The sequence below is a fragment of the Maribellus comscasis genome, assembly GCF_009762775.1.
Taxonomy (GTDB): Bacteria; Bacteroidota; Bacteroidia; order Bacteroidales; family Prolixibacteraceae; genus Draconibacterium; species Draconibacterium comscasis.
The window spans coordinates 903913-919552 of record NZ_CP046401.1; the positions used below are offsets into that span (position 1 = coordinate 903913).

At 39.4% G+C, this 15640-nt stretch carries 9 protein-coding genes; all 9 read right to left on the reverse strand.

What is annotated here, in order from left to right:
- Nucleotides 1-81 precede the first annotated feature (81 nt).
- Nucleotides 82-2529 (reverse strand): alpha-L-rhamnosidase-related protein, encoded by a 2448-nt coding sequence (locus tag GM418_RS03660; protein ID WP_158863252.1) that lies wholly within the window; start codon nucleotides 2527-2529, stop codon nucleotides 82-84.
- 45 nt (nucleotides 2530-2574) lie between these two features.
- Nucleotides 2575-3762, reverse strand: a complete 1188-nt coding sequence (locus tag GM418_RS03665) for a sialidase family protein (protein ID WP_217447702.1) — start codon at nucleotides 3760-3762, stop codon at nucleotides 2575-2577.
- Nucleotides 3763-3844: 82 nt separating this feature from the next.
- On the reverse strand, nucleotides 3845-4684 hold the full coding sequence (locus tag GM418_RS03670) for a glycerophosphodiester phosphodiesterase (RefSeq protein WP_158863254.1): 840 nt from the start codon (nucleotides 4682-4684) through the stop codon (nucleotides 3845-3847).
- A gap of 85 nt (nucleotides 4685-4769) precedes the next feature.
- A complete protein-coding gene (locus GM418_RS03675) occupies nucleotides 4770-5438 on the reverse strand; it encodes a lysoplasmalogenase (RefSeq protein WP_158863256.1) in 669 nt (222 codons plus the stop codon).
- 9 nt (nucleotides 5439-5447) lie between these two features.
- A complete protein-coding gene (locus GM418_RS03680; RefSeq protein WP_158863258.1) occupies nucleotides 5448-6395 on the reverse strand; it encodes a metallophosphoesterase family protein in 948 nt (315 codons plus the stop codon).
- 172 nt (nucleotides 6396-6567) lie between these two features.
- Nucleotides 6568-9231: a family 78 glycoside hydrolase catalytic domain gene (locus tag GM418_RS03685; protein WP_158863260.1), complete on the reverse strand. Its 2664-nt coding sequence runs from the start codon at nucleotides 9229-9231 to the stop codon at nucleotides 6568-6570.
- 340 nt (nucleotides 9232-9571) lie between these two features.
- On the reverse strand, nucleotides 9572-11101 hold the full coding sequence (locus tag GM418_RS03690; protein ID WP_158863262.1) for a RagB/SusD family nutrient uptake outer membrane protein: 1530 nt from the start codon (nucleotides 11099-11101) through the stop codon (nucleotides 9572-9574).
- A gap of 18 nt (nucleotides 11102-11119) precedes the next feature.
- Entirely contained in the window at nucleotides 11120-14347 is a 3228-nt protein-coding gene (locus GM418_RS03695) for a SusC/RagA family TonB-linked outer membrane protein (protein ID WP_217447703.1), read from the reverse strand.
- Nucleotides 14348-14423: 76 nt separating this feature from the next.
- Nucleotides 14424-15620 carry a FecR family protein gene (locus tag GM418_RS03700; protein ID WP_158863264.1) on the reverse strand — a complete coding sequence of 399 codons (1197 nt, stop codon included), beginning with the start codon at nucleotides 15618-15620 and terminating at the stop codon, nucleotides 14424-14426.
- Nucleotides 15621-15640 lie beyond the last annotated feature (20 nt).

Sequence of the window (15640 nt, forward strand, 5' to 3'; positions counted from 1 at the left end):
CAATTTAACTCTGAACATATAATAGAAAGAAGAAAAGAGTAAAAAAACAGACAGCAGGTACTAATTTTTTTAGAATTACTTTTATATTTCTTCGATTTTATGAGCGGTATGATTTATCACCTCCGCCTCAAATCCTTTGGGAACTTGAAGAGAATATTTAATTTTTCCATCCTGCTTCTCCCATTGTAATCCAATAACGTCATCGTCAACCGGAAGCACGCCACTGCATTCATTCAAATCGATGTCGGAAAAACGAATGGTCACTTTTTTATTGAGGTAATCTACATTTTCGATTCCCAAGACATCGCGGTACAAAACATGCCCGATGAAGGAAGCAAAACCGTGATTACAACTCGCGCTGGATTTCATGTGCTCCCAGAGCGTTCCGGTTTGTTTGGCCATTCCGTAAAAATAATCCTGAATCTCGCCCAGCAACTGTTCTTTTAACCCGTAACGCGAAAGGATATCCATTCGCAAATAGTTACCAATAAAAGCATTCGCCACAAACACTTCGGGATAAGTAACTTTATCGTTGCGGTTCGGACCAAATTCAGTAGTCAGTTTTTTCCACAATTCAGGATGAGTTTCAGGAGTAGCGATATTGAAAAAGAAAGCATAATATTGACAAACCTCTGTTGTGTTATTTGTAACTTCAAGTTTTCCATTTTTATCGCGAACAGCATTGTCAACAAAAAACTCACCGTTAAACGATTGCTCCAAAATGGTTTCTTTAATTTTTGCCGCTTTCTCCAACCAGCTTTCATTGTTATATAATTCACCGGCCTTTTGAAGCACTGCGCTGTAAAGCATATTCGACGGATAATTTGCATCTTGTACAAAACTGTTGGCTTTTGACCATTCCACAAAAACCCATTTATCCAATTTTTCCAATAAACCATCTTCATTTTCAAAACCCTCAAAATAGTTCAATAAATTTGTGATGCTCGATTCCAAACTTGCCACTAATTCTGTATCTCCGCCCCGCTGTTGGTAATCGTCAATCTGAATCACAAGCCACATTGCCCAGTTGGGAATAAAGTTTCCATCATATTGGTCAGCAGGATAGCACATGGGCAGCATTCCGTCCGGCAGGAATTTAAAACTATCGGGAAGCGCATAATTTTCATAAAAGTTAAAAGCCACTGCCGATTTTCCGGTAAAATCCTTCTCCATGATAGCCGAAAAATAGCTGTCGCAAAGCCAGCCTGCCCGCTCACGCGATGGACAATCCATAAAAATATCGACAGAATTTTGCCGGAACGTTTGTTGTGCTGCCTTAAAAATGGCATTCAACTTTTCGTTATCCGAGTCAAAAGCTGCCAATTTATTTAAAGGATACGCATATTCACGTAAATAAATATCGTTGATTTGACAACTTCCATCGAAAACAATCGCCTTCAAAAACTTAAAAGTGTAGGATTCAAAGGTTTCAAGATTGTAGATTCCCGGCTGCAATTCATAAACCACCTGATTATTTACATCGGCCATCCGTTTTTTAGTATTTATGTCACCGTCTGTTAGCAGCTCATCAAAATAAAATAAAATTGTAGTTGGCTCTTTACATGTAATTTTACTTCCAATAAACCCGGAAAGATTGGTTCCCATATCGAACGTAACAAATTCGTTTTTCTTCAAAGAAATCGGCTGCGCAGGAAAAGGCAAAGAAAGCGCTTCAAAGGTTTTATTATTCACTTCCTGAATCAATTGCGACGGCAAAACTTCCAGCTCATTTTCCTTATATCCTTTAAGTTTTTCGCTAATATTTACCAGCGAACGATCTTTGTAATATTTTTCCGGTTCCTGAAAATAAATGGAACCTTTCGCGTAAAGCTGCGTTGGATGAACAATATCAAATTCCGGCATTAAAATATTCCGGGGAAGCAGTTCAACTTTGGTTTGCTCTGCCAAATTGAGTGTTTCTTCCGGCTTTTTTGTTGCCGTTTTCCATGAATCAAAATCTTCTGTAAGTCGGTAATATTCTGTAAACGGACGCTGAAAACTGTAGCGTTCCACTTTTTGTAAACGTTCCTTAATTTGAAAAGCATTGAAACCCGGCTCTGCTCCCGTTGCCAATAAAATATGGTTATCCAATTCCACTTCGGCCTGCAAAAACGAAGGTTCGTCGATGGTATAAAAACTATTTACATTGTAACCAGCCACTTCTATTGCAAGTACATTCTCGTCAGTCTTCACCAACTCGCTTAAATCATATTCATCAACCCGATAAAAACCATGCGCAGCTCGTGCCGGGCCATACCCTAAAAATTTTCCGTTCAGAAAAACACGATAAAGCGACGAGGCTGTAATTTTTAATTTGATGTCCTGCCCTTTTTCTGATTGAAAAACACCATGGAAACCAAGTGTAAGGTTCATTTCTTTTTCGCGGCCTTCTGCCCAAACAGGAACAGCTTCATTCATCAAGTCAGCATCTTCCGTTTTTTGCGATTCGCAGGAAAAACAAAACAAAAGCACTAAAAATAAAACCGCAGAATTCGTTTTGATAAAATAATTTTTAATCGGATTTTTCATCTTTTTGTTGATTCAGGTTTATAATATGTTGTGCGAATTTTCTTGTTACTCTTTCATTTCCAAAATTGTTCCGGCAATGTATCTTATTCCGTTATTTTTATTGAAATAATACACCACCAAAACACGATTATCATCCAGCAAAACCGGCCAGGTGTATCCCAAATCAGTAGATCCTCCATCTTCGCGAAGAATAATTTCAGAATCACTTTCAAAATCAGTACATTCTGCATTTAAAATTCGGGCGCGGATTCCGTAGGGTTCATGCCGGTAACCATAGGTTAAGAGCACGCGGTTATCCGGCAGGCGAAGTGCATTCAGCGGATGTCCCTGAAATCCCATTTTCTGCCAGGGTTCAAAAGTTTTACCTCCGTCTTTCGATCGGGCAATACATGCCTGATCATCTAAATTGGCAGTGCGTAAAAAAGCAATCAGATCACCTTTTGGAGTCTCATAAATAGAAGTTTCGTTAAACGAAGCTTTCTCGTCGGAAGCTACTTCTGACATATATTTCCAGTTCAATCCTTTATCGTCAGAAACAATTAAATGCGTTGAAGATCTTTTAAGATTTTCACTATCGTATGCTGCAACAACCCAGTAAATCCGGCCATTTTTGCCTTCGCAAAGTGCTCCTCTATTGTATGCTGGCAGGGGTTCTCCTGTTGGACTAAGATGTAACTCCGGCGAAATATGCGGAGGATAAATCGGTCCGTCCCAGTTTTTTCCACCATCCGTTGAACGTACGAGGTAACCCCCTAAAAAAACAAATCCATTATTTTCGCCATACGGCTTTTGAAGCGTATTCCGTTCTTCTTCCGACAAAGGAGCCCAGCCGTAACTGGTGCAAAGAATTGTTCCATCGTTTAGTTGCGACATACAAGGGTCCTGTGAACCGCCAAAGGGATGTGCATAAATTAGCTCCGGTTCTTTTGTCCAGGTTTCAGCATCGGTTGAACTAACTTTTACAAGGTAACTATTGGCATCAACATGCCTGTTTCCTTTCCCCCCATAATTCCTACGATCGGGAGCCCGCCGAAAGGCAACAATCAGCTCTCCATCGGGGCGTTTAATGACAGAAGGAAAACTGGAATAAAAACAGGTGTCTTTATAGATGACCACATCTTTTATTTTTATTAACCCAGTTTTGGGTTTATCCGCTTCTTTTTTCTCTGTCTGTTCCTTAGCAAAAACAGAATAAAAACCAAACATTATAAAAAAACTGAGTACTGCTTTCATTCAGTTAAAATTTAGTTTCAATATTACTCCAAATAATTATGTTATGCATCCCGTGGAATCCTTCCTGTAAATAACGAGCGAACTATAACCCTTCCAATATTGTTTCCAAATAACCGGAAGTATGGACAATATCGTTTACCAAGGGGAAATCAACTCCATACTCAAACAACAATTTTAATTCATCCGGAGAATCAGTCCCAAAATAATTAACCCGGATTCCATTCTTTTTCAAAGCCTTTGTATATTCAGCAAATTCGGGCGTAATTTTTCCTTTTAGTTGAATGAAATTGGCTTTCATTTTAATGGTTGCATTTACATAATCCCAATTCGAATCCTGTCGATCCATGTTACAAATCAAAATTCCGGGTACTGCCTCTTTTGCATCCTTCGCAGCTTTTCCACTACATGCTAAAAAAGCCTGATTCAAACGATTTTCCTTTTGCAACAATTTGGCCGCCATTACAGGAGTTTCGCCTTCACCTTTTACATGAACATTAATCCAGATGTTTCGGGGAAGAACACTCAAAGCTTCTTCAAAAGTTGGAACTTTTTCACCTTCAAAATCCGAAGATTTCCAACTCCCGGCATCGAGTTTTTTAATTTTAGCCAGGGTAAAATCTGAAATTCTTCCCGAGCCGTTGGTTGTTCGATCAACCGTTTCATCGTGCATTATCACCATTTTACCATCTTGGGTTAACCACACGTCCAACTCAACCATTTGCGCTCCAGCTTCAACAGCGGCTTTAAAAGCAACAATTGTATTTTCAGGATGTGTGACCATCGCCCCACGGTGTGCGCAAAATCCGTGCACGGGCAAATCTTTTCTTTTCTCTGTTTTACCGTTAAAAGCCAGCCCGATATTTCCTTCAACAATCGAAAGACTAAAGCAAAAAGCCAATACGAACAATATTGTTTTTTTCATTTCAACTATATAATTTAGAATCTATATCATAAAAATATCTGCCCTCTTAAACAACCCGGGCAGAAATTTAAAATTTCTATTATCTTCAATTATTCTTCAGCCATCTACGTATCAATGAAAAAATTATTGAAATGTGTGCCAGATAATAAGTTGGCAAAATCAAAAAATCGAGTTCCCTGTATCCGACAAACTCTTTAAATGCGATAATTGTATCGGAAAAAAGAATCAGGAAAATACCAAAAACATAAGCCCATTTTTCTGTTCCGGTTGACTGAAGTCCAACAGCAAAACCTAACGAAAGGCAAGAAATTACCAGATAAACGAGTGCTGCAAACATGAGTATATGATTATCGATAACGGGGTACAAAACAAAGGCGAAGAACAAAAGAAATGCACTCAATAAAACCGCCGTAAAAATTCGGTTGATTCGCCCATTCTGCAATGCATAAATTAGATATCCAAAATGTGCGAGGAAATAAAAACCAATTCCATACACAAACATGTTTGCGTCGCCACTTTTATTTGATAAAAACCAGTCGCCAACAATGGAAAACAGAAATGCCGACATCAGAAAAAGGATATCTTTTGCTTTGGGAAGCTTGGAAAAATAAAGTATTAAAAGAATTATGATTCCGGCACCTGCGGTTCCCGATTTAAAAAAAAATCCAAAATGGCTAAGCGCCAAAACAGCAAAAATCGTTGGAAAAATTAATATTATATAAAGCCAGTTTGTCTTGATTTGTTTTATTTTCATTCTGTTCATTTAAAGGTCAATCTGCATTTCTTTCTGCTGACTTCCAGGCAAAGAAATACGAATATTGTTTTCGGTGAGTTTTATTTGCCGCCAGTTTGTTGTGTCTTGAGCAAACGCCCCCGTTCTTATCTGAACGATTTCGTTCCCATTCTCCGTATTAAATGCCTGAATACCATTTTTATGATTATGCCCGGCTAGTATCATTTTCACAGAAGAATATTTCGACAAAACTGAAAACAACTCTCCTCCTGTTTCTACAACATTATTTTTTAGCGGAATATGCATCAAAATAATTTCCACATCGTCGTCAGACTGGTTTATCTGCCCTTCCAGCCAATGCAACTGAGGTTTATCCACGTAGGGAAGCAATACATCCTCTTCATCAGAAAAATCATAGTAGCCATCGTCGAGAAAAATAAGCCGAAAGGGTGTGTTTCCAACTTTGAAAATTTTACTATAGTGTGTGCCTTCGCTAAAACACGATGCATTTTTTATCCACGCAGCACGGGCTTTTTCAGCATTGTTTTGTGTTGAGATACGTTCACATTCGCCCCACGAGTAAGAAATAATATCGTGATTTCCGAGTGTAAAATAAAAAGGCACCCGACTTTTCCCCGTTAGCTGCACGAACTGTTCCAGTTGAAATTCCAGCATTTTTCCGCTACTGGTTTCGCCTTCAAAAAAATCGACTAAATCGCCGGTAGCAATTACAAAATTGCTTTTGGTTTTTTGCGGCATATTTTCAACAAAATTCTTCAGAGGTTTTACACCATCTTTGTAGCCCCTTCTGTTTTCAGCCAAATCAGGCTGAAAAAAATCCAAATCGAAAATAACATGCAAATCCGAGATATGAAGAAAAGAGAGTGTATCGTTTTGCCCGAATATATTTCCGGGTGCCAGGATACTTAACCCCAACGCCAAAAGTGCTCCACAAAAATTCCTTACGATATGATTCATCTTAGTAAATTTATTTCCTGTTTGCATATCATCATTCTAGCTGTAATGTCTAACCTAAAATTAAAGTAAGTTATATTGAACTTGAAAGCCTCTCACTGGTTGAAACCGTTTCCGAAAAATTCTAATAGTTATCGGGACGGATGACAAAGAGATATATGAAGGCCAAATGACATTAGTCTATTACATAACTGACATTGTATTTTCCACTCTTAATGCTCACCGGCAAATCGTCGTTTTGAAGAGCATATTTTTTCCCTTCCAACGAGTATTCCTCAACGCCGTCGGGAATTACAACTTCCGCTTCAACGCCCACGGGAATTTCTATTTCCATATCCATTTTTCCTGCTTCTATTTTCCAATTTACCGACAGTTTTCCCCACGGCGTTTCTTTAAAGGTTTTTGCCCATGTAACTCCTTCGGGAATTTGTGGCTGAATGCGTACTTTTCGATAGGCCGGGAAATCTTCCAGCGGAAAAATTCCACCAACAGCCTGATAAAACCACGAGCCGGTTCCGTTGTAACAGTTATGAATCCTGCTCCGGGCACCGTCCCAATGTTCCCAGGTAGTTGTAGCGCCATTATCAATCATATACAAGTAGCCCGGGTAATCACGCTTTTTCATCATCGAGTACATTAAACCGGATTTTTGGTTTTTAGTTGCCCACTCGGTTAAAACCGGAAGACCTACCAACCCGCAAGCAAAATGCCCGTTACGATTTACATTGATTTCATTATATAAAGCTTCTTTTACATTTTCTAATTCTTTTTCAGGAACTGCACCGGCTATCAACGGGAAAGCCAAATCGATTTGTGTTCCTGTTCCATAGGTGTTATCTGATTCATCAAAAAATGTTTTATGAATCGTTTTCTGCAACTGATCTTTTTTACGGGCGTACATTTTTTTGTCATTCGCTTTTCCAAGAATCCCGGCTATTTTCTGCATATTATCATAACAAACTGCAACAAAAGAATTATTTACAACATCCACCGAAGCCTCTGCAGTCTGGTCGATTCCTTCCGGTGTAGCCCAGTCGCCCAGATACCATCCCCGGTAATCCGTGTCGGGCCAACGTTTTAAAAGTCCGTCAACCGAATATTTATCCACATACCCTAACCATTTCTGCATTACTGGATAATATTTTTTTAATAGCAATGTATCGCCATAATTCAGAAAAGTATTCCAGGTGGCAGTGATAATAAAACCACACCAGTATGGGCCACCGCCAGCTCTGTATGGATTTGGCGCAGTGTGCGGCATTCCACCGTCTTCGCGAACTACATCGGCCCACGCCTGCAGCCAGTTGGAATATAACGGACCTAAATTGTACATTGTTTGAGCTGTAACCGTTGAAGCATTTCCGTCGCCGCCATATCCCAGGCGTTCAATTTGAGGGCAATCGACCAAGTCTCCGCCTATACTTAAACACTGAAACGTATAATGCAACATATCATGAATCGCATTTAAATCAGGATCGGAACATTCAAAACCGGAAGCCACTTCGTAATCGGTCCGGATAAGGTAGGCCTGAACAGAATCAATATCCGGCATTTCAGAGAGTCCGGTAACCTCAACATACCGAAATCCGTGATAGTTAAATTTATTGATAAAAATTTCAGGTGCTGTACCGGATGCTATATAGATATCGTATTGATTACGGTAATTAAACTTTCCTTCTTTGGTGAGATGATCACAATATTCCAGTTTTATCTCCTGCCCGGATTTCAAATCCTGAAAATGAAACTCAAGCCATCCCGTTAAATTCTTTCCCATATCCACCAGAAATGTATCTGCCGCAATTTGAATAACTGCTGCCGGTTGAATAGTATCCTGAACGGTATTTAATTCTGTCATCTGAGGACTTACAGCATGAACCGGAATATTTACAACTGAAACCGGCTTCCACTCACGGTCAGGCTCATCCGTTTTAAAATCGTTTTTTGTTAACGTGCCGTTTACAATTTCACCACCAAACTGATTTGGCCTCCAGTTTCCATGCCGGGTGTAACTGCTTGCTCTGCCTTTCCAGTCAGTGTTGGTAACAACAATGGTTTGTTTTTTCTCTCCATCCACTTTTTCCAGCTGTGCCCGAACTACCGGGCCATCGTTTACCACACCGGGAAGCCCGGAAGTGTACCAGCCGCTCCCCAACCAAATCAGCAGATCATTCCCGCCTTTTTTTACCAAAGCTGAAACATCGTAGGTATTTATCAACGAACGTTTATTAAACTGCGAAACCGCCGGAGTTAAAACACCGTTGCCCGCTTTTTGCCCGTTTATATAAACTTCATGGTATCCCAAAGAATTTACATGCAATAAATATTTTGAATCAGAATCCTCCACATCAAATGATTTAAAAAGCTGGGGACACTCGCTAAAACCGGCGCCGGGATTATATGCAATGTATTCCGCCTGCCAGCTATCTTCAGTTAACAAACCTATTCCAAACATAGCGGGTGTACTCCAGTCTGATACATTTCCTTCATTATCCCAAACACGTATTTTCCAAAATGCAGCCATTCCTGACGACAGTTCTTTTCCCTTGTAAGGGACAAAAATACCTGAGGCGGATTCTATTTTCCCGGAGTCCCAAAAATCAGATTTTTCTTCTTCAAGCAAATCAATAGCACTGGCAACCAGAATCTGAAAAGCTTTTTGCTCTGTACCATTTTCAGGGCTCTGAATTTTCCAGCTAAAACGGGGTACTGTTTTGTCAATCGCTGTCGGATTCGTTAAATTTTCACATTTAAGGTCGTAAACAACAAGATGATTTTCTGAGCTACAACTCCATAAAAGGAATAAAACAGCAGGGATAAAAAAGACAGGTAGTCGGTTCATTTATTAACAGTTTTAATTTTGGATTATCAATCCCGATAAAGTTATTAAAGTTTTTATAAATATTCGGCTTCAAAGTAGGAGTATGCTTTCTCTGCGTCCTGTTTTCCGAGCACCTTTTGCATTTGGCACCGCCCTCCCCAAAAAAAGAATGTTTTCCAGGTATTCCGTCATTCAAACCTCATAAAATGTAGTTAATCAAAAGCTGAAAAAATATCCCGGGTAATTTAAAAAGTTCAACGACCATCTTCTTTTACAATAAAAAAACCGCTACCAAAAATTTGATAGCGGTGATTATCTTAAAAATCTAATCTACTCAGAGACTGAGGTGTTTCACTCTTTTTTAATAACCCGGATTTTGCACCAGTTCAGGGTTAGCATCGAGTGCAGTTTGCGGAATTGGGAAGATCAAACATTTTTCAGGGGTGACACCTTTCCAATCGGGAATTTCTTCAAGGAAAGTACCAAAACGAATCATATCCTGACGGGAAGTGATTTCCCATGCCAGTTCAAAACGTCGCTCCATATAAATATCATCGAGAGTAACGCTGCTTAAAAGTTTATCACTGCTGTCAAAAGCACGTGTGCGAATAAGGTTAACCAAACGTGTAGCTTCTACGTTGTCTTGTCCCAAGCGGACCAGTGCTTCTGCTTTCATCAAAAATACATCGGCTAACCTGAAAATGGCCATATCATTTTCCATATCTCCATTTAAGCCACTTTCAAATTCCCATTTGGAACAGCGTGCTCCTTCTTCCTGTTCTACCTGTCCCCAACCATCTTCATCAAGATTGTACTTTATTTCAATATCGATGGTATGTATCAAATCGCGACCGTGGGCTGTAATTAAAACAGAGCCGTCGGTGTCATACATAGACCCGGTTAAAAACGACCAGTCAATACGTTTGTCATCATCATCGTAATCTTTTACAAACTGAGGCATTGCACTTATTCCGTTCCATGTTCCCACATTCAAATTAAGAGGAATTGGATCTAAATAATGCAGGGTTCTCTTATGTATGTGATTTCCGCCATCGGCGGTGCTGAAAACGATTGGAAATATTATTTCTTTTGAATTTTGATTTTGAACGACAAAACTTGATTTGAAGTTAGGTTCCAAAACATAATCCAATGCCATAACCATATCGCAGGCATCAACACATTCCTGCCATTTTGCTCCTCCATCCGGGTTCCAAACTTCGGCATTTAAATACATTTTTGCCAATAAGGTATATACCACACCCTTTGTTATCTTTCCGTAACTGGCTGCTGTAACATCATCTCTCACAATATCTTTTATCGCATCCAGTTCACTTAAAACAAACTGGTAAACTTCAGTTCTTGATTTTGTCGCCGGATTAGAGGTATCGTTAAAATCGGTAACAATCGGAACGTTTCCATAATAATCAAGCAGCAGATAGTACCAAAATGCCCTTACACCTCTGATTTCGGCAAGTATTTGTTCTTTATCACTAATACTTTCATTTTCTTCAATCATCGAATAAATTTTGTTACAGCTTGAAATACTCTCCATAGCTGAGTTATAAGAACCTTTCACTAAACTTGTATTAGGAGTCCAGGTATGAAACCGCAGTTCTTTGAACTGACCTCCATCCCACCAGTCACCCCCCTTACGAGTTGGTGTAACAGCCATGTCAGAAGAACATTCACTTAACAGGAAATAATTACTCGGAAATACATTTTTCAGTGTCCTGTAAATAGGTGCAATGAGCGAGTTAATCTGAGATTCAGTGTTACCAAACTCATCCACTGGCAGCTTGTCAAAAACTTCTTCGTCGAGATTAGTACATCCCTGGTGTAGTAACGAGAATGCAAAGACGAAGATGAGTGAAAATATTTTCGTTTTTTTCATAATTCAAAGTTGTTTAAATTAAAAACTAATGTTAACGCCCAAGGAAATTGTCCTTGCTTTCGGATAGTATTCACGTCCTTCAACACCCGGATCTAAACCTGCCATTTCAACTTCGGGATCGAGTCCGGTGTAATTGGTTATTGTAAACAGGTTTTGTCCGGTTACATAAAGCCTGAGTTTTTGAATTTCTTCAATCTTAGATACATCAAAACTGTAACTCAGACTAATATTATCCAGTTTCAGGAAGGATCCCTTTTCGATATAATAACTACAATATTTGGGATTATCAGCCAGCCCGATGGTCAGTGCATCGTGCAATACATTTGCCCCTGGCAGCCACTGTGTTGTTGCATACGACATTTTTGAGAAATTCAACAAGTCGTTGCCGTAAACACCTCTGAAAAAGAAATTTAATTCCCAGTTTTTATAAGTAATGATATTTGAGATCCCATAAGTTAACTTGGGCTGCGCAGAACCGATATATGTCCGGTCATCGTTAGTTAATCCCGGCTCACCGTCAATCATATCGTCCATAATATACATTCCGTCGTCATCAAGTCCGTGACATAACCAGCCGTAAAAGGTTCCAACTTCTTTTCCCTCTTCCACAATATGCGTGGTATTACTCGAACCTCCACGAATCCATGCATCGCCAGTTAGAATTGAACTCGTCGAGAACTCATCATTGGAGAGCTTTGTAATTTCGTTTTTGTTATGTGCCAAATTTACGGATGCTGTCCATCTAAAATTATTTTTGCGAACGATATCGCCACTAATCAGAAATTCAATTCCTTTGTTTGACATAGATCCCACATTGGCCAGCATATCGGGGTATAGATACGGGGGTACCGGTACCTGATATGTGTACAACAAGTCTTTGGTCCGCTTATCGTAGTATTCAATGGTACCACTCAACCTATTGTTCAAAATATTGTAATCCAACCCGACATTAAACATTGATGTCTCCTCCCATTTCAGATTTTCATTGGCATTCTGACTAATTTGATAAGCCCTGTACCATTTTCCATTGTCATAGTACTGGCCTGAGCTCCCGTACAGTTCCAATGATTTGTATGGATCAATACCGTCCTGATTACCGGAAATACCATAACCTACCCTAAGCTTTAAATCATCGAGGAAGGTAGCACCCTGCATAAACGATTCTTCGTTAATACGCCATGCAGCGGAAACAGAAGGAAATGTTGCCCATTTGTGATTGGCTCCAAATTTTGAAGATCCGTCGTAGCGAAGTGACAAAGTTAAAATGTATTTCATTTTATAATTGTAATTGGCTCTTCCGAAAAATGAAACCAGCTTGTTCATGTTTGCGCCCGACCAAACATCGGAAGGACGCAAATTTTCGCCGGCTCCCAAATTATTGTATTCAAAAAAGTCGGTTACAAACTGGCGATTCTGGGCTCCGGAGTTTTGGTAATAATTTTCTTCGTAAGAATAACCGGCAAGAAGACCAATTTTATGTTCACCTATAGATTTTTCATAGTTTAATGTTGTCTCCAGCAAATGTTTATCGCTTGTCCAGTTAGAGCGCTGCGCAAACCCCTGATCGTTACGTCCTCTTTCTGTATCCGAATCATAATAAAGTCCATAATCATTGGTCTCTCTTTGTTTGTGCAGCTTTACTCCCGCCATAAATCCTTCAAACAAACTTAACTGTACATCAATATTCCCAAAATAAAGACTTCTTTTATTCAACCGGCTATTGTATTCAATATTCCGCACAGGGTTCCCCTGATCATATTCCTGGCTATCAAACCATGTTCCATCGTCGTATTTTACAGGAGCAACGGGTATCATATTGTAAGCCAGCACAAAATTTCGGGTATCGGTTGGTGAGTAGTCGCGGGTAGTAATTGCGCCGGTAAATGCAACATTTAATTTTTCGTTCAATGCTTTCTGATTAAATGTAAAACGTGCATTAAAGCGCTCCATTTCGTTATCTTTTACAACACCTTTTTGATCAAGATAGGAAATTGATGCGCGATAGTTGCTGGTTCTTCCCCCACCCGAAAATGATAAATTATGGTTTTGACTGACACCGGTGCGCATGATCTCATCAAACCAGTCTGTATTGGCTCCCAGATCCAGGCCTTCAGTATCAATATTATTAGCGGCTGTATAATCACGCCATTCCCGAGCTGTGAGTACATCCGGCACATTGGTTACTGTGCTGGCAGCCATATAACCATCGTATTCAATCAAGCTTTGATTTTCGCGTCCTTTTTTGGTAGTAATTAGAATAACACCACTTGCCGAACGTGAGCCATAGATTGCTGCTGCTGAGGCGTCCTTTAAAACGCTGATTGATTCAATATCCTGCGGTGCGACCGACGACAAACTGAGCCCCGGCACACCATCAATAACAATAAACGGCTGACTACTTCCTGTTAATGAAGAAGTCCCGCGCAAACGTATGGTTTGATCTGAAGTAACATCGCCGCTACCGAGAGTAATAGCCAAACCTGCTACTTTTCCTTTTAAAAGGTCAACTGCATCCTGGGTTAAACCTTTGTTGAAGTCTTTCTCCGACACATTACTAATTGACCCCGTTACTTCTCTTTTTTGCTGAACTCCGTATCCAATGGCAACCACTTCTTCGAGCCCGATTGCCTCTTCTTCCATAATGATATTGAATGTTGTTTTCCCTGCCAGCGGAACTTCCTGGGTTTTCATTCCCACAAAAGAAAACATCAATATTTCTCCATCAACCGGAACGGTAAGTTCAAAATCACCATCAACTCCACTTACCGTGCCGATGGTTGTTCCTTTTACAACAATCGAAACACCCGGAATTGGCCTTCCGTCGGTACCTGTAATAATTCCGGAAATATCTTTGGTTTGTTGCACCATAAAAATAGTTCTGTCACTGTCTCTTTCTTTTAAAATAATTTGCCGATCATTTCTAATCTCATAGTCAACTTTTGCGGTTGAACAAAATGAGTTCAAAACTTCTTCAAAGGTGGCCCCATTGAAATTAATGGAATACCTTTGGTTGGGGTCAAAAATCTCATCTTTATAGAGAAAGATGTAGTCTGTTTGGTTTTCAATGGTTTGAATAACTTCCTGGGAGGTAGCTCTTTTCAAATTCACTGAAAGTTTTACTTGTGAGAAACTGTTCCCGAAGGAGACAAACACCAGTAAAATTAGAATCAGTGTTAGTTTCATCTTTTTAAATTGTTGTTTGGTATTCCCCATATCGGGAAAATACCTGTCTCGTTTTTTTTTCATAAATTTGACAAGTTAAATTATACACTCATAAATATTTAACGCTAAAACCGGCAGGTGCGGGAACATCTTCCGGTTTTTATTTTTCTATTTCATAATAGTTCTCTCCTTTTTTGTTTATACTTACTGATGCTGCTGTTGCAACACTATTTACTATTTCTTCACAATTTTCGCTCAACTCCAGTTTTCCGGAAATCCGGATGGTTCCCAAAATCGGATCTTTATAGTGAAAATGGATATTATAATATCGTTCCAGTTTTTTTACAATTCTGTTTAAATCCGTACTTTCAAATTTAAATAGTCCGTCTTTCCACAAAGTGTAATTCTCAGTGTCAACTGACAATACCAAAGCTTTTTTTGTAGACTTGTTAAAGGAGGCCAGTTCGTTTGGGTTTAAATCGATACTTTCAGAAAATATTCCGGCATTGTTTTTTTCCAGTCTAACTTTTCCTTCGGTCAAAACGGTTTCAATGGTTTTGTCGGCAGGATACGCGCTAACATTAAAACGTGTACCCAAAACCTGTATTCTGATGTCGGTAGTTTGAACAACAAACGGATGTTCACTGTCATGCTCAACATCGAAAAATGCTTCACCAACCAATAAAACTTCCCTGTTTTTGTCTTTAAAAACTTCAGGATAAACAAGCCGGCTGCCGGCGTTCAGGACAACTTTGGTTCCGTCGGGTAGTACAACTTCGGAGGTTTTTCCATAAGGGATAATCAATTGATTTAATTGGGTGACAGATTTACCCTGATTATCTGATGGGCGATTGGCAACTATATTATTGTTTACCACCACTTTCCCGTCGTTCCTATATTCAACAATCGATTTTTTTTCATTCAAAATAATATTTTCGCCATCCGGGCGAATAAGTCTTGCCTCTTCTCCTGTAAAAGGTTCTGCAATTTCCTGAGCAAAAAATTCTTTGTTAAAATTATCTTTTTCGTAAAAAAGCAGTGCGCCAAAAGAAAAAAACAAAATGGCGATTGCTGCATATTTCATCCAGGAGAAATAAAGCTTCAGCTTTTTCTTTCCCTCCTTTTTAGCTTCAACTTGTTTTAGGATATTTGAAAAAAGCAATATTTTTTCTTCAACAGACAGATCTTCTTCCGAAGTTTTAAACTTACGTAAAATCCGTCGTGCACGAATAATATTGGCGCTTTCCGCCTGATGATCTGATTTGTAAGTACTCCACCAGTCTTCAAGCTCTTCCGAAGGGCTAAATACCCAATCGATGAAACGCTTATCTTCGAGATACTTGCTTAGGTTTTCCATTTGTTTTTAATTCACTATAA

What these genes read in the sequence shown, in the direction of transcription:
- GM418_RS03670 (WP_158863254.1), bottom strand. Translation starts at nt 4,684, where the DNA reads ATGAAAAAAACAATATTGTTCGTATTGGCTTTTTGCTTTAGTCTTTCG.
- GM418_RS03690 (WP_158863262.1), bottom strand. Translation starts at nt 11,101, where the DNA reads ATGAAAAAAACGAAAATATTTTCACTCATCTTCGTCTTTGCATTCTCG.
- GM418_RS03695 (WP_217447703.1), bottom strand. Translation starts at nt 14,347, where the DNA reads ATGAAAAAAAAACGAGACAGGTATTTTCCCGATATGGGGAATACCAAA.
- GM418_RS03685 (WP_158863260.1), bottom strand. Translation starts at nt 9,231, where the DNA reads ATGAACCGACTACCTGTCTTTTTTATCCCTGCTGTTTTATTCCTTTTA.
- GM418_RS03665 (WP_217447702.1), bottom strand. Translation starts at nt 3,762, where the DNA reads ATGAAAGCAGTACTCAGTTTTTTTATAATGTTTGGTTTTTATTCTGTT.
- GM418_RS03660 (WP_158863252.1), bottom strand. Translation starts at nt 2,529, where the DNA reads ATGAAAAATCCGATTAAAAATTATTTTATCAAAACGAATTCTGCGGTT.
- GM418_RS03680 (WP_158863258.1), bottom strand. Translation starts at nt 6,395, where the DNA reads ATGAATCATATCGTAAGGAATTTTTGTGGAGCACTTTTGGCGTTGGGG.
- GM418_RS03700 (WP_158863264.1), bottom strand. Translation starts at nt 15,620, where the DNA reads ATGGAAAACCTAAGCAAGTATCTCGAAGATAAGCGTTTCATCGATTGG.
- GM418_RS03675 (WP_158863256.1), bottom strand. Translation starts at nt 5,438, where the DNA reads ATGAAAATAAAACAAATCAAGACAAACTGGCTTTATATAATATTAATT.